General features: G+C 69.6%; 17 protein-coding genes. 6 read left to right on the forward strand and 11 right to left on the reverse strand.

All coding sequences use genetic code 11. The features are described 5' to 3' along the window. The first annotated feature begins 16 nt into the window (after nucleotides 1-16). The 3 genes from SB751_RS15085 to pcp are packed head-to-tail and all read left to right on the forward strand — an operon-like array spanning nucleotide 17 to nucleotide 2377. Nucleotides 17-748: a DUF969 domain-containing protein gene (locus tag SB751_RS15085; RefSeq protein WP_144202560.1), complete on the forward strand. Its 732-nt coding sequence runs from the start codon at nucleotides 17-19 to the stop codon at nucleotides 746-748. A 3-nt stretch (nucleotides 749-751) separates the two neighbouring features. Further along, entirely contained in the window at nucleotides 752-1702 is a 951-nt protein-coding gene (locus tag SB751_RS15090) for a DUF979 domain-containing protein (protein WP_250024979.1), read from the forward strand. An 18-nt stretch (nucleotides 1703-1720) separates the two neighbouring features. Continuing rightward, the gene (gene pcp / locus SB751_RS15095; RefSeq protein ID WP_144202558.1) at nucleotides 1721-2377 is read left to right on the forward strand and encodes a pyroglutamyl-peptidase I; all 657 of its coding nucleotides are present in this window, start codon (nucleotides 1721-1723) and stop codon (nucleotides 2375-2377) included. Between the two features lie 15 nt (nucleotides 2378-2392). Here the strand turns inward: pcp and SB751_RS15100 are convergent, their stop codons facing one another. The 5 genes from SB751_RS15100 to SB751_RS15120 are packed head-to-tail and all read right to left on the reverse strand — an operon-like array spanning nucleotide 2393 to nucleotide 7383. Next, nucleotides 2393-3703, reverse strand: a complete 1311-nt coding sequence (locus SB751_RS15100) for a VanZ family protein (RefSeq protein ID WP_144202556.1) — start codon at nucleotides 3701-3703, stop codon at nucleotides 2393-2395. Nucleotides 3704-3732: 29 nt separating this feature from the next. After that, nucleotides 3733-4434, reverse strand: coding sequence for an ABC-type transport auxiliary lipoprotein family protein (locus SB751_RS15105; protein WP_144202554.1), 702 nt, complete (start codon nucleotides 4432-4434; stop codon nucleotides 3733-3735). A 38-nt stretch (nucleotides 4435-4472) separates the two neighbouring features. Then, nucleotides 4473-5414, reverse strand: a complete 942-nt coding sequence (locus SB751_RS15110; protein ID WP_186296971.1) for an MlaD family protein — start codon at nucleotides 5412-5414, stop codon at nucleotides 4473-4475. Then, nucleotides 5414-6256, reverse strand: coding sequence for an ABC transporter ATP-binding protein (locus SB751_RS15115; protein ID WP_144202550.1), 843 nt, complete (start codon nucleotides 6254-6256; stop codon nucleotides 5414-5416). Before SB751_RS15115 ends, SB751_RS15110 begins: the two co-directional genes overlap by 1 nt. Then, a complete protein-coding gene (locus tag SB751_RS15120) occupies nucleotides 6253-7383 on the reverse strand; it encodes an MlaE family ABC transporter permease (protein WP_211944100.1) in 1131 nt (376 codons plus the stop codon). The genes SB751_RS15115 and SB751_RS15120 overlap by 4 nt, the downstream gene beginning before the upstream one ends. Before the next feature lie 206 nt (nucleotides 7384-7589). On the opposite strand from SB751_RS15120, the gene SB751_RS15125 reads away from it, so the two are divergent. From SB751_RS15125 to SB751_RS15135, 3 genes are all read left to right on the forward strand, one after another. Then, nucleotides 7590-8486 carry a biotin--[acetyl-CoA-carboxylase] ligase gene (locus SB751_RS15125; RefSeq protein ID WP_144202546.1) on the forward strand — a complete coding sequence of 299 codons (897 nt, stop codon included), beginning with the start codon at nucleotides 7590-7592 and terminating at the stop codon, nucleotides 8484-8486. Beyond that, complete coding sequence (locus SB751_RS15130) at nucleotides 8483-9313, forward strand: type III pantothenate kinase (RefSeq protein WP_313819218.1); 831 nt, start codon at nucleotides 8483-8485, stop codon at nucleotides 9311-9313. The genes SB751_RS15125 and SB751_RS15130 overlap by 4 nt, the downstream gene beginning before the upstream one ends. A 61-nt stretch (nucleotides 9314-9374) precedes the next feature. Continuing rightward, nucleotides 9375-10205, forward strand: coding sequence for an SPOR domain-containing protein (locus SB751_RS15135; RefSeq protein ID WP_250024981.1), 831 nt, complete (start codon nucleotides 9375-9377; stop codon nucleotides 10203-10205). 13 nt (nucleotides 10206-10218) lie between these two features. Here the strand turns inward: SB751_RS15135 and rfaE2 are convergent, their stop codons facing one another. The 6 genes from rfaE2 to SB751_RS15165 form a co-directional block, all read right to left on the reverse strand. Beyond that, entirely contained in the window at nucleotides 10219-10713 is a 495-nt protein-coding gene (gene rfaE2, locus SB751_RS15140) for a D-glycero-beta-D-manno-heptose 1-phosphate adenylyltransferase (protein WP_211944262.1), read from the reverse strand. Nucleotides 10714-10734: 21 nt separating this feature from the next. Further along, a complete protein-coding gene (locus tag SB751_RS15145) occupies nucleotides 10735-11589 on the reverse strand; it encodes a ferritin (protein ID WP_092291283.1) in 855 nt (284 codons plus the stop codon). Between the two features lie 255 nt (nucleotides 11590-11844). Continuing rightward, nucleotides 11845-13032, reverse strand: a complete 1188-nt coding sequence (locus tag SB751_RS15150; protein WP_211944264.1) for a patatin-like phospholipase family protein — start codon at nucleotides 13030-13032, stop codon at nucleotides 11845-11847. A gap of 70 nt (nucleotides 13033-13102) precedes the next feature. After that, a complete protein-coding gene (locus tag SB751_RS15155) occupies nucleotides 13103-13972 on the reverse strand; it encodes a PhaM family polyhydroxyalkanoate granule multifunctional regulatory protein (protein WP_313819219.1) in 870 nt (289 codons plus the stop codon). 59 nt (nucleotides 13973-14031) lie between these two features. Continuing rightward, nucleotides 14032-14871: an enoyl-CoA hydratase/isomerase family protein gene (locus tag SB751_RS15160; RefSeq protein ID WP_144202536.1), complete on the reverse strand. Its 840-nt coding sequence runs from the start codon at nucleotides 14869-14871 to the stop codon at nucleotides 14032-14034. 89 nt (nucleotides 14872-14960) lie between these two features. Beyond that, nucleotides 14961-15941, reverse strand: coding sequence for a fumarylacetoacetate hydrolase family protein (locus SB751_RS15165; protein ID WP_144202534.1), 981 nt, complete (start codon nucleotides 15939-15941; stop codon nucleotides 14961-14963). Nucleotides 15942-15986 lie beyond the last annotated feature (45 nt).

Below are 15986 nucleotides of genomic sequence, written 5' to 3' on the forward strand. Positions count from 1 at the left end.
CTATCTGGTGTTACCCATGGAATCGGCTGTCAATCTTTGGCCCCTGCTCGGGGTCGGCGTCATCGTCATCGGCTTTGTCCTGCGGTTCAATCCCATGCTGGTGGTGGCGCTTGCCGCCATCGTCACGGGGCTGACCGCTTCCATGCCGCTGATGCAGATCTTCACCGCAATCGGCACGGCCTTCGTCAAGGCACGCAACCTGCCGCTGATCATCCTGCTGCCGCTGGCCGTGATCGGCCTGCTCGAGCGCCACGGCCTGCGGGAGCACGCGCAGGCGTGGATCTCGCGCATCGCCTCGGCCACGGTTGGCCGCCTGCTGATCGTCTACCTCGCCGTGCGCGAGCTGACCGCCGCCGTGGGGCTGACCAGCCTGGGCGGGCATCCGCAGATGGTGCGTCCGCTGCTGGCCCCGATGGCCGAGGGCGCGGCCGAGAACCGCTTCGGGCACCTGCCCGAGCCGGTGCGCCAGCGCGTGCTGGCCTTCTGCGCCGCTACCGACAACGTCGGCCTGTTCTTCGGCGAGGACATCTTCGTGGCCTTCGGCGCCATCGCGCTGATGCACACCTTCCTGCTGTCGTCGAACATCGACGTGGAGCCGCTGCACATCGCCGTCTGGGGCATTCCGACCGCGATCTGCGCGTTCCTGATCCACGCGGTGCGCCTGAAGCGGCTGGACAGCTGGCTGGAGCGCGAGCTGGGCAAGACGCCCTCGGGCACGCCGGCTACGGCTGGCAAGGTGGGGGAGTAAGCCATGATCGTATCCATCGACTATCTCTACTGGCTGGCCGGCTTCGTGCTGGCGATTACCGCCCTGATGACCTTCACGGACAAGACGCACCCGCGGCGCCTGTCCACCGGCCTGTTCTGGGCGCTGTATGCGGCCATCTTCCTGATTGGCGACAAGATCCCGCCGGCCATCGTCGGCATCGCCGCCGTGCTGATGGCGCTGATCGCCGGCTTCGGCGGCGTGGGCCATGGCAAGCACGGCACGCTGCCCGAGTCGGAGCGCCGCGCCAGCGCCAAGCGTCTGGGCAACAAGCTGTTCATCCCGGCGCTGCTGATTCCGCTGGTGACCGTGATCGGCACGGTGCTGTTCAAGGACGTGAAGCTGGCCGGCGTGCCGCTGCTCGATCCGAAGAATGTGACGTTCGTGTCGCTTGGCATTGGCTGCCTGGTCTCGCTGGCCGTGGTGTGCTGGCTCACGCGGGACACCGTCACGCAGGGCATGCGCGAGTCGCGCCGGCTGATCGAGTCGCTGGGCTGGGCGCTGGTGCTGCCGCAGATGCTGGCCATGCTGGGCCTGGTCTTCGCCGATGCCGGCGTGGGCAAGGCCGTGGCGCACCTGGCCACCGCCTACATCAACATGGACTACAAGCTGGTGGCCGTGGCGGTGTACTGCGTGGGCATGGCGCTGTTCACGGTGATCATGGGCAACGGGTTTGCCGCCTTCCCGGTGATGACCGGCGGCGTGGGCGTGCCGATCCTGGTGGGCATGTTCGGCGCCAACCCGGCCGTGATGGCGGCTATCGGCATGTTCTCGGGCTACTGCGGTACGCTGATGACGCCGATGGCGGCCAACTTCAACATCGTGCCGGCGGCGCTGCTGGAGCTGGACGACAAGAACGCGGTCATCCGCGCGCAGGTGCCGTCGGCGCTGGCCATCCTGGCCGCCAATATCATCCTGCTGTACTTCCTGATGTAACCCATGGAGACACGCATCATGCGTACCCGCACCGTACTGCTTACCGGCTTCGAGCCGTTCGACAAGGAACCGGTCAACCCCTCATGGGAGGCGGTGCGGGCGCTGGACGGCCAGCAGGTGGGCGATGCGGTCATCGTCGCCCGCCAGCTGCCGTGCGTGTTCGGCGCGGCCATCGAGGCGATGTCGGCGCTGCTGGCGTCGGTGAAGCCGGATGTGGCGATTGCGGTGGGCCAGGCTGGCGGCCGCACGGAATTGTCGATCGAGCGCGTGGCGATCAATGTGGACGATGCGCGCATCGCCGACAACGCCGGCGCGCAGCCGATCGACCTGACCATCGCCGCCGATGGCCCGGCCGCCTACTTCGCCACGTTGCCGATCAAGGCCATCGTGCGCGACCTGCGCGCGGCGGGCGTGCCGGCGATGGTGTCGCAGACCGCCGGCACTTTCGTCTGCAACCATGTGTTCTACGGGCTGATGGATGCCATCGCGCGGCAGGGCCTGACCGGCACGCGCGGCGGCTTCATCCACATTCCCTATCTGCCGGAACAGGCGGCGCGGCACCCCGGCGCGCCGAGCCTGGCGCTGGACACGCTGATCGCCGGCTTGCGCGTGGCGGTGCAGACCACGCTGGCCACCGACACGGATATCCGCGAGCAGGGCGGCCAGCTCCACTAATCGATTCGATTTCGATCACGGCTGGCCCGGACCCGGGCCGGCATCCGCCTGCCGGTCCGTCGCCGCCGCCACGGCGCGCGCCGTGGCACGGCGCCGCGCCAGCCGTTGCAGCCGCCGGCGCATGCTCATCTGCTCCACGCGCCACAGCACATAGAAGAACGCCGCGAACGGCCACAGCCAGCCCAGCCACTGGGCCAGGCTGTTGAAGTGCACGAAACGTCCCATGCGCCAGCCTTGCTCTGAAATCCACGCATACGGGTTCGGCGGCAGCACGTTGGTCAGCACCACCAGCCCCGCCAGCGCCACGATGGCCAGCAGCGCGCGCAGCCAGCGCGGCAGGCGCAGCAGCAGCACCAGCACCAGCGAACTCGTGGTCAGCGCGAAGCGGCCCCCCTCGGACAGCCAGTTGAAGGTGTTGTCGTCCGCGAACTGCAACTCGGCCACGGTGGCCTTGAGCAGCAGGGCGAAGGCGAGCAGCCCGGCCAGGATGCGCAGCATCGGCGCGGTGCGCCGCATCGCCAGCGAGGCGAATAGTCCGGTCCCGATCCAGCTGCACGCGGTCACCATGGTTTCCAGCATCAGCTGGGCCTGCATGTCGTCGGGCCGCAGTCCCACGTTGTTCTGCCAGTCGAGCAGCGCCGGGAAGTAGCTCTGCAGGATCTCCATCGGCCAGGAATCGGGGTCGGTCATCCATTCCCGCACGATGCCGCCCATGCCGAACAGGTGCTCCTGCGGAAAGATCTGCGCGAACGGCCACAGCAGCACCAGCAGGATCGCAAAGCTGGCATGGGGCTCGAACCAGGCCATGCGCAGGCGCGTGAGCGTGCCGCGATCGACCAGCGCGCTGGTGAACGGCGCCACCATGGCCGCGCCCAGCAGCGCGCCGAGTGCGTTGGTAATCAGGTCGATATTCGACGAGATGCGGCTGGGCAGCCAGGTCTGCAATGCCTCCATCACCGCCGACAGCAGCGCGCCCGCCACCAGCGCGATCAGCGTGGCGCGCGCGCCCGAGATGCGCGGGTGCAGCGCCAGCACGACCAGCGCCCCGAACGGGCAATAGCCGAGCACGTTGGTCATCAGGTCGAACTCGGTGATGTAGCGCGGCTTGGGCGCCGTCAGGAAGGCCAGCGGCGAGATGCCGTTGTTGACCCAACCCGTGAACGGATAGAGGCTGGCGTAGGCCACCAGCAGCGTGAAGCAGATCAGCCCGACGCGCGCCAGCGGCGAGTGGCGCGGCAGCCAGCCGTCCAGCTCCGTCTGGCGCGGCTGCTGCGGTGGCTGCGGCGGCGGGGGCGGGGGAGATGTCGGGGGCGCGACCAGTGTCATGCGTTCAAATGCGAGGGCCCGAAGAACCGTTACGGCCGGGGCGGATTCGGTGACGGCGGCGAGGCCGGCAGCGGCACCGCATTGGCGCCGGGCGGGTTGGCGACGGGCAGCGCGGCGGGGCCGGATGCCGTGGCGGCAGCCAGCGGCAGCGTGGCGGCCCAGTCGAGGATGGCGGCGATCACCGCATCGCTGCTGGTGGAGAGCGCCTTGACGCCGCCGGCCCCATCGGCGCTGGGGGCGGGCTGCTCGGCCACGAAGGTCTTCTGCCCGATCAGGCCCTTGTGATAGACGGTGGCGCGCGCCCGCACCACGCCGCGGCTGGCGGTGGCGCTGTCGAACACCTGCTCGAAGGCGAGCAGGTCCACCTTGAGTGCCGGCACCGAGCCATCGCCGAACCACGTCAGCGCGCCGCGCCCGGACACCGCGTCGCGCAGGCGCGCATCGAACAGCCGGGGCGGCGAATCCACCCAGCGCTGCGTGGCATAGGCCTGCAGGCGCTGCGCCTGGGAATATTGCAGGCGGTAGTAAAGCGACTGGTTGTCCATCCATACCGGGCCATCGGTCTGGGCCACGCGCAGCTTGGGCAGCGCCGCGGGCGACTGGGACGGCGTGCCGGCCATCGGCCCGAGGTCGTAGGTCAGCGCGGACGGTCCCGGCGACAGCGCGCTGCATCCGGCCAGTGCCAGCAGTGCGGCCAAAGCAGCGATTCGTACGAGTCCTACAGGCGTCATGGCTGGGTCCAGATGAAAGTGAGAGCGATGGTGGATGGTCATGGTGCGCGGAACCCCGCTTCGCCCGGGCCCGGCGCGGGCGAGGGGCCGCCGAACAGCACGCTGCTGGGCCGGTCGTTGAAGGTGCCGGCGGCGCGGTCGATGGTGCGCGCGGTCTGGCGGGCGTCGCGCGCCAGACCGTTGAGCTGCGGCAGCGTTTCCTCGCTCAGGATGCCGGCGGCCGACTGCACCGAGTCCGCCGCGCCCTGGAGGTTGGTGCCCACGCCGTTGACCGTGCGCAGCACCGTGCCGTTGGGGCTGGCCAGCTCGTCAGCCAGGCGCCGCGTGGAGGCCAGCGTGGCGTTGAGGTTGTCCACCGCCTGCGGCAGCTTGGCGGCGGCCGGCTGGAGCGAGGCGGATAGCTTCGAGTAATCCTCGGCTGTCTTGTGTACCGAGCGGATGGCGGCCATCAGCTCGTCGCGGTTGGTGGTCTGGAACATCTCGTTAAGCGAGGCCATCAGCGTCTCGGTCTGGGTCAGCAGCGAGTCGCCGCGCTTCTCCAGTTCCTCGAAGAAGCCCGGCCGCATGGCGATGCGCGCCGGCGCCCGCGCCGAGGTGGGCAGCGGCGGCGACGCCTTGTCGTTGCCGGCCTCGCGCGCGGTGTCATCGAGCTGCACGTAGGCGATGCCGGTCACGCCCTGGAAGCCCAGCGTGGCGTAGGTGGTGCGGGTAATCGGCGTGTCCTGGTTCACGCTGATGCGCACGATGATCTGCCCCGGCACCTGCGGATCGAACTTGATCGACACCACCTTGCCCACGTCGAGCCCCCGATACTTTACATCGGCCTGCGGCCCGAGGCCGTTCACCGTGGAGCGGGTGATGAGGTCATACGGCACGCGCACGGCGTGGTCGGAACTGAACCAGAACAGCGAGAACAGCACCAGCACGGCCAGTCCGATGGTGAAAACGCCGGCAAGGAAGGCGTTCGACTTGTTTTCCATCAGGTGTCTCCGGAAGGGGGGCGCGGGGCCTCGGGCCGGCTCGGGGCCGGCAGGGCCTGCAACGCGCGCTGGGCGCGGTCGCCCAGGAAATATTCGCGGATGAAGGGGTGGTCCACCTTCACCAGTTCGGGGATCGGGGCGGCGGCCAGCACCTTGCGGTCGGCCAGCACGGCCACGCGGTCGGACAGCGCTACCAGGGTGTCGAGGTCGTGGGTGATCATCACCACGGTCAGGCCCAGCTCGCGCCGCAGTTCGCGGATCAGGGCCACGTAGTCGTCGGAGGCCATCGGGTCCAGGCCGGCCGTGGGCTCGTCGAGGAACACCAGCTCCGGCTCCAGCGCCAGCGCGCGGGCCAGCGCCACGCGCTTGATCATGCCGCCGGAGAGGTCGGCCGGCATCTTGTCGGCGTCCTTGGCCGAGAGCCCCACCAGTTGCAGCTTGAGCAGCGAGGCCTGGCAGATCAGGTTGTCCGGCAGGGCGCGCAGCTCGCGCATGGGCAGGGCGATGTTATCGATAACCGACAACGCCGAGAACAGCGCCCCGCGCTGGAACTGGAGTCCCCAGCGGTTGCGCAGCGCCTGCAACTGTGCCGGCTTCAGCTTGGCGGGGCTCTCGCCGAAGACCTTGATGGTCCCTGAGGTGGGCCGCTCCAGCCCGACGATCTGGCGCAGCAGCACGGTCTTGCCCGTGCCCGAGCCGCCCACGATGGACAGCACCTCGCCGCGATAGACATCGAGGTTGAGGTGGTCGTGCACCACGTTGTCGCCGTAGCGCTTGACCAGGTCGCGCACCTCGATGATCGTCTCGCGGCGGGCGGGGGAGGGATTGGCCGGTTGGTTCATAGGCCCACGTCCTTGAACAGGATGGCGAAGATCGCGTCGGCGATGATGACCACGGTGATCGACGTGACCACCGAGGCCGTCGTGCCTTCGCCCAGGCTCTGCGTGTTCGGCCGGATGCGCAGGCCGAAGTGGCAGGCCGTCAGCGCGATCAGCATGCCGAACACCACGCCCTTGCCCAGCCCGAGCCAGAGGTTGGCCACCGGCACCGCCTCGGGCAGCTGGCGCAGGAAGAACGAATAGCTGATGCCCAGCTGGAACTGCGCGGCGGTCATGCCGCCCAGCAGCGCCATCATGTCGGTCCAGGCCACCAGCAGCGGCATGGCCACGGCCAGCGCGATCACGCGCGGCATGATCAGCCGGAAGCCGTGCGAGATGCCCATCACCCGCATCGCATCGAGTTCCTCGGTCACGCGCATCACGCCAATCTGCGCGGTGATGGCGGACCCGGAGCGCCCGGCGATCAGGATGGCGGCCAGCACCGGCCCCAGCTCGCGGATCACGGCCATGCCCAGGATGTTGACGATGAAGGTGCTGGCGCCGAAGGTGCGCAGCTGGTTGGCCGACAGATAGGACAGCACGATGCCGATCAGGAAGCCCACCAGCGCCGTGATGCCCAGCGCCTTGTATCCCACGTTATAGACGTTGGCCGAAATCTCGCGCCATGGCCCTCGGTGCGGCGCCCGGGCGAAGCGCAGCAGGTCGAAGGTGAGCTGGCCCAGCATGGTCACCCCGATGGCGAACTGGGCGAAGAACGACAGCAGGCTCGCGCCGAGGATGGTGACCGGGTTGAAGCGATCCACCATGCGCTTCTTCCAGCCGTCGCGGCGCAGCGAGGCGATGCGGTCGAACACGCGGCGCTGGCCGTCGTTGAGCGCCACGTTCGCCGGCATCTTGCCGTTCCACGCCTGCCAGATCAGCTGCGCGCCGATATGGTCGAGCCGGTTCACGCCGGCCAGCGACCACGCGGCGTGCTGGGGCGCCTCGGTCAGTTCGTGCAACTGCGCGCGCAGCCCACGCGCTTCGTGGCAGCCGGCGAGCGCGAGTGCGGTCCAGTCCCCCTGCAGTGCGATGCTGCAGGATCCGTCCTGGCGCGAAATCGTGATGGCTGGCGTCGATGGGCGATCCAAGGGTGAATCCAAAGGGGGGCGGCGATGTGATGGGGGAGTCTCGATTCTATGCTACCGGCCGTGACGTGGCGACCGGGCATCCTCTGACACGGCCACGCGGCGCCGTCTGACAGCCACGCCATCGGGCCAATCCGGCCAAATCGGGCGACGCGGCTACAATCGCGGCTAACTGCGCAACCCCGCGCGCTGACCTTGACCCGCCCCGCATGACCGCGCCTCCCGACCGCTCCCCCCCCAGCATTCCCAGCCTTGCCGACGATGCCGCCGCGCTGCCCGCGTGGCACATTGACGCCGCCGCGCTGCGCACCGCGCTGGACGCCGGCCCCGCGCGCGGCTGGACCGTGGAGGTGGTGGAGGAAACCGGCTCGACCAACGCCGACCTGACCCAGGCCTGCCGCAGCGCCGGCTGGGTGGAGGGTGAAGACAGCGCGCGGGTGCGCGTGGCCTATCGCCAGACCGCCGGGCGCGGCCGCCAGGGCCGGCCGTGGCAGGGGCAGGCGGGGCTGACCTTCTCGGTGGCCATGCCGCTGGCGCTGACCCCGGCCCGCCTGAGCGGCCTGAGCCTGGCCGTGGGACTGGCGCTGGCGGAGGCGCTCGAGGACGTCGCCCCCGTGCTCGGCCCCCGCGTGGGCCTGAAATGGCCCAACGACCTCCAGATCGATGGCCGCAAGCTGGCCGGCATCCTGATCGAATCGGTGCCGGCGCGGCCCGGCGCGCTCTGGGCGGTGATCGGCATCGGCCTGAACCTGGTGCGCGATGCCCGGATGGAAGCCGCGCTGGGCCGCCCGCTGGCCGGCGTGGCGGAGGCGCTGCCGGGCTTCAACCCGGCCCACCTTCCCACCCGGATCCTCGGCGCGGTGCTGAACCGGCTGGCGGCGATGCGCGCCGTGTTCCTGGCCGAAGGCTTCGCGCCGATGGCGGCCCGCTGGTCCGCGCGCGATGCCTTCCGCGACGAACCGGTGCGGCTGCTGCACGACGGCACGCTGCTGGCCGAGGGCCTCGCCCGGGGCGTGGACGGCGACGGCCACCTGCTGCTGGAGACGGCGGACGGGCTGCAACGGATCGCCAGCGGCGAGGTGTCCTTGCGCGGAGCGGCGGCATGAGCGCGCGCCTGCTCATCGATATCGGCAATACGCGACTCAAATGGGCGTGGAGCACGGACGACACTGACGCGGCCGCGCCACCTGCCACCCTGCCCACCCCTTGGCGCCACGCGGGCGCCGCCACCCACGCCGCACCGGCGGAGTTGGCGGCGCTGGTCGGCACGTGGCGCGGGCTGGCGGATGGCGGCGTGCCGTCGGTCTGGATCGCCAATGTGGCCGGAGCGGCGATTGGCAAGGCGGTGGCGGCCACGCTGGGCGACGCCTTCGGGGCCGCCCCAACGCTGCAATGGGTACGCACCACGGCCGCCCACGGCGACCTCGTCAACGGCTACCGCGAGCCCACGCAGCTCGGCGTGGACCGCTGGGTCGGCAGCATCGGCGCGCACCGCTGGCTGCCCGGCGAGACGTTGCTGATCGTCACGGCCGGCACGGCCACTACGCTGGACATCGTTACGGCGCAGGCCGATGGCGGCGCGCGCTTCGAAGGCGGGCTGATCCTGCCCGGCGTGGCGCTGATGCTCGGCTCGCTGGCCCGCAACACGGCCCAACTGCCGGCGCTGGACGTGCTCGATACCGGCGCGGGCGCCGCGCGGGCGGTGCGGGCGTTGGGCGCTGACAACACTCACGACGCCATCGCCGCCGGCTGCCTGGCCGCTCAGGCCGGCGCCGTGGAGCGCTCCTGGCGGGCGCTGGGCGAACGCGGGCCGGTACGCTGCCTGCTTTCGGGCGGTGCGCGACAGGCGCTCTCCGGCGCACTCGCGATGCCGTTCGAGATGCACGATAATCTCGTGCTGCTTGGACTGCACGCGATGGCCACCGGGGCCTGAGGCAGCCGCCAGGCGGCCCAGCATCCAAGCTTCCCAGCATCGCCAACCGAATCCGTCTTCCATGTCCCAGAAAGGCCAGACTGCCCTGCTGCTGATCCTGCTGCTCGTCAACGCGCTGCTGCTGGCTGCCGTGCTGGGCGGGTTTGGCCCGGACCCGCTGGCCGGCTGGATGGAAAGCCCGCGCGAGCCGCAGCGGGTGGCCCAGCAGGTGCGCGGCGAGCGGATGCGGCTGGAGCCGCCCGCCGACACCGCCACCGGGCGCCCGGCCCCGGCGCCACCGACCAGCGCGCCGCGCGGCGCGCTGGGTCCCGCCCCCGCCGGCAGTGTCTCGCTGGCCGTGGCCCAGCCGGCCCCGCGCGCCGATGCCTGCTTCGAGATCGGCGGGTTCTCGGCACAGACCGTGGCGCGGGCGCGTGAAGACCTCGCCGCCATCGCCCCCGGCGCCACGCTGCCGGTGCAGCAGTTCGAGCGGACCGAACAGGTGCGCTGGTGGGTCCACCTGCCGGCACAGCCCACGCGCGAGAACGCTGACCGCAAGCTGGCGGAGCTGAAGCGCCGCAAGGTGACCGATGTGTCCGTGGTGAGCAGCGAGGAGGGTGCCTCTGAGGCGTCCCCGGCGTCTTATACCGTGTCGCTGGGGTTGTTCCGGGAGCGCGAGCGCGCCGACCGCTTCCTCGAATCCCTGCGCGCCCAGGGCGTGCGCACGGCGCTGATTACGGACGCACCGCGGCCGGTATCGCGCCAATGGCTGCGCGTGACGTCCTCGGACGACGCGGTGCGGGCAAGGATGGATGAAGTGCGCCTGCGTTATGGCGCGGAGTCGCTCCAGGCGTGCCGCGCCGGCACGCAGGCGCGCGGCGCGAAACAGCCCGGATCGGGCGCCGAAGGTTGAACAGCGAGGCTGATCAGCCCTGCTGGCGCACCTTGGTCAGCAGCTTGGTGGTGGAGCGGTCGTGCAGGAAGGGGATGGCGTAGGCCTGGCCGCCCCAGCTACGGACGAGGCGGGTTTCCTCGAGGGTGTCGATGTCGTAGTCGCCGCCCTTCACATAGATGTCGGGGCGCACCAGGCGGATCAGCTCCACTGGCGTCTTTTCGCGGAACATCGCCACCAGATCGACCGAGGCCAGCGCTGCGAGCAGCGCCATGCGGTCCGACTCATGGTTCAGCGGGCGGTCATCGCCCTTGCCCAGCATCTTCACCGAACCGTCGCTATTCACGCCCACGATCAGCGCCGCGCCCAGCTCGCGCGCCTGCGCGAGGTAGGTGGCGTGGCCACGGTGCATGATGTCGAACACGCCGTTGGTGAAGACCAGCGGGCGCGGCAGGGCGGCCACGGCGGCGCGCAGCGCGGCCGCGTCGTCAGCGGGAACGAGCTTCGATTCGAAGGCGGGAGCGGTCATGGAACGGCGCGGGTCGCGGGGTCAGGCCGGTTGCTGGCCCGCCGCCACGAGGCTGGCGTTCAGTTCCTTGCGGTAGCGGTTCAGCTCCTGCACGGTGTCGAACGTGCGTTCGAACAGCAGCGACATGTTGTGCAGGATGCGCTCGATCACCTTCTTTTCCCACACTTCGTCGAAGCGGATCTGCTCGTCGAGCCAGTGCTCGAGCCAGTCCGGGTCCGGCAGGCGGGACTGCACGGTGTCGTTGGGGAACAACGCCTTGTTCACGTGCAGGTTGGTCGGGTGGAGCGGCTTTTCCGTGCGGCGGGCCGAAGCCATCAGCACGCCGATCTTGGCGAAGGCGGCGCGCGCGGAGTCGCCGAACTGCGCCAGGTACTTCTTCATATAGCGCAGGTAGGCGCCGCCATGGCGGGCTTCGTCCTGCGACAACGTGCGGTAGATGTGCTTGATCACCGGCTCGGTGTGCCATTCGGCGGCACGGCGATACCAGTGGTTCAGGCGGATCTCGCCGCAGAAGTGCAGCATGAGCGTCTCCAGCGGCGGGGCCGGATCGAACTCGAAGCGCACCGCGTGCAGCTCTTCTTCCGTTGGCACGAGGTCCGGGCGGAAGCGGCGCAGGTACTCCATCAGCACCAGCGAATGCTTCTGTTCCTCGAAGAACCAGATGCTCATGAACGCCGAAAAGTCGGAATCATGGCGGTTATCGCGCAGGAACATCTCCGTGGCCGGCAGGGCGGACCATTCGGTGATGGCATTCATGCGGATGGTCTTCGCCTGATCGTCCGTCAGCAGGCTGGGGTCGAAGGAATCCCAGGGGATGTCCTTGTCCATGTGCCAGCGGACCGATTCCAATGATTTGAACAGTTCGGGGTAGAGCATGGTAAGCCTTTGAAATTACGGGCGGATTCTACCAGATGGGAATTATTCTCGAATCTTTTCTCTAGTTCCTTTTTAGTGCGGTTACGAGGGATTGCAACAGACGTTGCCCTTTTTCCGGGAAGCGATGACTGAGGAATCAGCGAGGCTTGCCCCGGGAAAGTGGACGAATTGCGACCTGGGAGCCCGAAAAGCGGCGCTGGGACGGCTGCTCAGGGGGCCATAGGGGCCATAGGGGCCATAGGGGCCATAGGGGCCTTAGGGCGCCAGCGCGGGATCGGTAGCGCGCACGGCGGCGTGCCCGGTTTCGGGCACCACGCCATAGAGGAAGGCCGCGATGGCGTCAGCCTCCGCCGCGGCATCGCGCTCGCCCAGCGCCAGCAGGGCCTGGGTGAATTCGGGCTCGAACAGCAGGTAGCTCGCGAACGCGGCGCCGCGCGCCTCGGTCCCGCCGAGCGGGGCGAGCAGCGCGCGCACCGTACGCGGCAAGCGGTGCACATGCTGGGCGGCAATGGCCTCGATCGGCTCGCTCGGGGCAATTGTCATGACTTCCACCGGGCGCCAGCCGTCGGTATCGCCGGCGGCCTCGGGCATGCGCGCGAGCAGCCGGTTGATGTGCGTCAGCCGTTCGATATCGGCCTGCAGGCCATCGAGAAAGATGCTGGCCAGCGCCTGCCCGCCCACCTGCGCGAGCGACGGATAGCCGCCGGACGGCACGGTATCGAACCAGCCCGGCCGCTGGCGCGACGCCGCGCCGATGGCCAGGATGCGCGAAGCGCCAAGGTGGATGGCCGGCGAGAGCGGCGACATCTGGCGCATCGTGCCGTCGCCGAACCACTCGTGATGGCCCTCGATCTCGAGCGGCACGGACGGGAACAAAAACGGAATCGACGAGGAAGCGAGCAGGTGGTCCACGCCAATCGGCGCTTCCACGGCCAGCCGCTGGCTGCGCTGCCACGGCTGGATGCGCCGGTGCGACTGGTAGAACGTGACATGGCGGCCGGTGCTGTAGGACAGCGCGGTCACGGCGAAAGCCTGGAGCACGCCCGCGTCCAGGCTGGCCTGCACGCGGCCGGGTTCGAACAGCTCGGTCAGGAAGCTGTCGAGCGGGGCGTTATCGAACAGCGCGCGCGGGGCCTGGCGCGTGATCCAGCCGAATGCGAGCGACGAAAGCCAGCGCGCGCCCGAGACGCCCACGCCCAGCACGCCGGTGCGATAGACGTCATCGGCATGAATGCCGTGCCAGAGCGCGCCGAGGCGGTCGGTGGCGGCCTGGAAGTCCGCGGCGCCCACCGCCATGCCGGCGCTGTTGATCGCCCCGGCCGAGGTGCCGGTGACGATGCCGAACGGCAGCGGGCAATGCGCGAGGCCATGCCGCGCGGCGATACGGGCGATGCCGGCCAGCACGCCGGCCTGGTAGGCCGCCCGCGCGCCGCCGCCCATCATGACCAGCGCCGTGCGCTGGCGCTGGCTGGCGCGGATGGCCGGATCGGCGTGCGCGACGTTCACTGGCGGCTCACTCTACGCTGTCCTCGGGGGTGCCTGGCGCGGCGGGTGTCTTGGCGGCGGGCTGCCTGGGCTTTTTCGCGGCGGGTTTCCTGGTGGCGGGCTTCGCAGCCTTGGTGGCAGCTTTCTTCGCGGCGGGCTTCCTTGCCGGCGTACGCTTTGCCGCCGGCTTCGGGCTCGCCTTGCCATTCGGGGCAGGATTGTCCCGTGCGGCGGGCGCCACGCCCTCCGCGCCCGGGGCGCCCATCCCACCGAATCCGCCCAGGTTGCCGAACGGTGCCGTGGTGGCCGCCGTCGCGCTGCTGGCGATCTGGCTGAACTGTTGCTGGAGCAGATCCCACCACAGGCTCGCGTTGGGCGGCAGCGGTGCGGGGCCGGCGGATTCGGGCGATGGGGCGGGCTCGGGCTCTTCGCCCCCGGCGGCCTCGGCGGCGGTGTCGGGCGGCGCGTCGAAGTCGTCGTCGTCCTCGGCATTGGCCGCGTCGGCTTCGGCTTCGGAGACGGTCTCGGGGGCTGCGGCGGGACGGAAGGGGTGCGGCGGCGAGGTGCTCGGCGCGTTGGCCGCGCGCGCCACGTTCTCCATCGCGGTCTGCATGGCTTCCGGGGACAGCGCGTTGCCGAAGGTTTGCAGCGCCACCAGCGTGGCGCGCTGCACCTCCAGCCCCTGGATGGTGGTGCGCAGCAGGCTCGCGTTCAGTTGCAGCCAGCCTTCCACGGCTTTCAGGTCGTGGATGCGCTTGTCGACTTCTTCGAGGTCCATCGGCGGGGTCATCGCGCTCAGGCCGGGCATCATGCCGCCGCCCGGCAGGCTGCCGCCGGCGCTCCAGATACGGCGCAGGAATTCGAAGCCATTGGTGAAATCGGGGATCTGTCCGAACATGGTCGCGCACGCTCCGTGGGGTGGCCGCCAGGGCCGATCATTCCACCTTGGCTGGCCGGTTACTGGAATTCGGGCGGCCGCTTCTGGCGCAGGCTCGCCATGCCTTCATGTACGTCGGGGCCGCCAAAGCCCATGAATTCGAGCGCCAGCGAGGTATCGAACGCCGGGCCAGCCATGCGCAGCCAGTTGTTCAGCGCGTACTTGGTCCAGCGGATGGCGGTCTGGGACCCCGCCGCGAGGCGGTTGGCCACCTCGAACGCCTTGGCTACCAGCTGGTCTTCGTCCACCGCCAGCGAGACCAGGCCGATGCGCTCGGCTTCCTCGCCGCTGAGCGACTCGCACAGCATCAGATAGTACTTGGCCTTGGCCATTCCGCACAGCAACGGCCACACGATGGCCGCATGATCGCCCGCCGCCACACCCAGCCGGGTATGGCCATCGACGATCCGCGCGGTCTTGGCGGCAATCGAGATGTCGGCCAGCAGCCCCGCCACCAGCCCGGCGCCCACGGCCGGGCCGTGCATGGCCGAGACGATGGGTTTGTCGCAGTTGATGACGTTGTAGACCAGGTCGCGCGCTTCATGCCAGACCCGCGTGCGGGTGGCGAAGTCGTTGGCCATGTCCTCGACCAGGGACAGGTCCCCACCGGCCGAGAAGCCGCGGCCTTCGCCCCGGATGACGGCCACGCGGATGTCCGGATCGGCGGAAATGTCGCGCCAGATCTCGGCCAGCTCGCGGTGCATGCCGGCGTCGGCGGTGGCCAGCTTCTGGTTGGCGGACTGCGCCGCGCCCATGATGACCTCGAGCACGGGGCCGTGGCGGCGCAGCGTTAGCGACGCGTAGCGCGCCAGGCGCGGGGAGAGGGTGGTGTCCGGGGTCTCGGGGGTCTCTGCAGTCATGGGGGCGGCTTCCGTGGCAAGGGGTGGCTCCGCCGGCATGGGATCAATTGTCCGACCGGTCGGTCGGACAATTATAGGCACATTGCGCGTCAGCGCGGCGCCACGAGCTGGTCGATGGCGCCGAAGATCGACTGGCCCTGGGCGTCGAGCATCTCGATGCGCACCGCGTCGCCATATTTCATGAACGCGGTGACCGGCTGGCCGCCTTCGATGGTCTCGATCATGCGCTGCTCGGCGATGCAGCAGTAGCCCTTGCTGCGGTCCACGTTCGAGATCGTGCCCGAGCCGACGATGCTGCCCGCGCGCACGTTCCGCGTCTTGCAGATGTGCGCGATGAGCTGGCCGAAGTCGAACACCATGTCGGTGCCGCAGTCGGGCGCGCCCACCTTCTTGCTGTTCCAGTGGACGGTCAGCGGCCGGTGCACCTTGCGGTCGTGCCAGGCTTCGCCCAGTTCGTCCGGCGTGACGGCCACCGGCGAGAACGCCGTGGCCGGCTTGCTCTGGAAGAAGCCGAAGCCCTTGCCCAGCTCGGCCGGAATCAGGTTGCGCAGCGAGACATCGTTGGCCAGCATCACCAGGCGGATGCCTTCGCCGGCCTGCTCGGGCGTGGCGCCCATGCGCACGTCGCCGGTAATCACGGCCACCTCGGCCTCGAAGTCGATGCCGAACGCCTCGCTGGCGCAGACGATGTCGTCCTGCGGGCCGAGGAAGTCGTCCGAGCCGCCCTGGTACATCAGCGGATCGGTCCAGAACTCGGGCGGCATCTCGGCGCCCCGGGCCTTGCGCACCAGTTCCACGTGGTTGACGTAGGCCGAGCCGTCGGCCCACTGGTACGCGCGCGGCAGCGGCGCCATGCAGTCCTTCGGCTGGAACGGGAACGGATGGCGCGCGCGGCCGGCGTTCAGGGCGTCGTAGAGGTCCTGGAGCTGCGGGGCGTGGAAAGACCAGTCGTCGAGCGCGCGCTGCAGCGTGCCGGCGATGTCGGTGGCGAAGTGCGCGGTCTTGAGGTCGCGGGAGACGACCACGAGCTGGCCGTCGCGCGAACCGTCCTTCAGGGTTGCGAGTTTCATGGGGGTGCGGGCAATCGTCGATGTGCGGTGGCCGGTAGTCTACCG

This window comes from Cupriavidus sp. SIMBA_020, assembly GCF_046535395.1.
Classification (GTDB): Bacteria; Pseudomonadota; Gammaproteobacteria; order Burkholderiales; family Burkholderiaceae; genus Cupriavidus; species Cupriavidus campinensis.

Excerpts from the sequence above, each read along its gene's own strand:
- SB751_RS15085 (WP_144202560.1), top strand. The coding sequence starts at position 17 with ATGGAATCGGCTGTCAATCTTTGGCCCCTGCTCGGGGTCGGCGTCATC.
- SB751_RS15090 (WP_250024979.1), top strand. The coding sequence starts at position 752 with ATGATCGTATCCATCGACTATCTCTACTGGCTGGCCGGCTTCGTGCTG.
- pcp (WP_144202558.1), top strand. The coding sequence starts at position 1,721 with ATGCGTACCCGCACCGTACTGCTTACCGGCTTCGAGCCGTTCGACAAG.
- SB751_RS15100 (WP_144202556.1), bottom strand. The coding sequence starts at position 3,703 with ATGACACTGGTCGCGCCCCCGACATCTCCCCCGCCCCCGCCGCCGCAG.
- SB751_RS15105 (WP_144202554.1), bottom strand. The coding sequence starts at position 4,434 with ATGACGCCTGTAGGACTCGTACGAATCGCTGCTTTGGCCGCACTGCTG.
- SB751_RS15110 (WP_186296971.1), bottom strand. The coding sequence starts at position 5,414 with ATGGAAAACAAGTCGAACGCCTTCCTTGCCGGCGTTTTCACCATCGGA.
- SB751_RS15115 (WP_144202550.1), bottom strand. The coding sequence starts at position 6,256 with ATGAACCAACCGGCCAATCCCTCCCCCGCCCGCCGCGAGACGATCATC.
- SB751_RS15125 (WP_144202546.1), top strand. The coding sequence starts at position 7,590 with ATGACCGCGCCTCCCGACCGCTCCCCCCCCAGCATTCCCAGCCTTGCC.
- SB751_RS15130 (WP_313819218.1), top strand. The coding sequence starts at position 8,483 with ATGAGCGCGCGCCTGCTCATCGATATCGGCAATACGCGACTCAAATGG.
- SB751_RS15135 (WP_250024981.1), top strand. The coding sequence starts at position 9,375 with ATGTCCCAGAAAGGCCAGACTGCCCTGCTGCTGATCCTGCTGCTCGTC.
- rfaE2 (WP_211944262.1), bottom strand. The coding sequence starts at position 10,713 with ATGACCGCTCCCGCCTTCGAATCGAAGCTCGTTCCCGCTGACGACGCG.
- SB751_RS15145 (WP_092291283.1), bottom strand. The coding sequence starts at position 11,589 with ATGCTCTACCCCGAACTGTTCAAATCATTGGAATCGGTCCGCTGGCAC.
- SB751_RS15150 (WP_211944264.1), bottom strand. The coding sequence starts at position 13,032 with ATGATGGGCGGCGGCGCGCGGGCGGCCTACCAGGCCGGCGTGCTGGCC.
- SB751_RS15155 (WP_313819219.1), bottom strand. The coding sequence starts at position 13,972 with ATGTTCGGACAGATCCCCGATTTCACCAATGGCTTCGAATTCCTGCGC.
- SB751_RS15160 (WP_144202536.1), bottom strand. The coding sequence starts at position 14,871 with ATGACTGCAGAGACCCCCGAGACCCCGGACACCACCCTCTCCCCGCGC.
- SB751_RS15165 (WP_144202534.1), bottom strand. The coding sequence starts at position 15,941 with ATGAAACTCGCAACCCTGAAGGACGGTTCGCGCGACGGCCAGCTCGTG.